Here is a 378-nt window from a genome sequence, read left to right as displayed (position 1 = left end):
AAAAACAGAGACGGCGCGGGTTATGTGGTGTGGGGTGGGGGGGGTGGGGCCCGCCCCCCCCCCCCCCCCCCCCCCCCCCCCCCCCCCACCACGGTGACCCAGGGCGCCCCTGCTGTCGTGCTGGGTGGTGTGGGGGCGGGGAGGGTTCCGGACGTTGACCGTCCGGGATCCTCCTGCTCGGCGGTGGTGGGTGCTTGATCGAGCACCGAGACGGAACGTCCTGTCGACGATGGAGGAATCGGGACACTCAACGTCCCGATTCCTCCATCGTCGACATTCGGCACGCGCTGAGCGGTCAACCCGCGTGAGAGGTAAGGCGTAGGTGGCCGTTCGGTACAGGTGGTCGTGAGTGGCGTTTCGGGTTCTAACCCGAAACGC

The organism is Amycolatopsis sp. NPDC041971, from assembly GCF_055588925.1.
Note: the sequence above shows the minus strand (reverse complement) of the source record.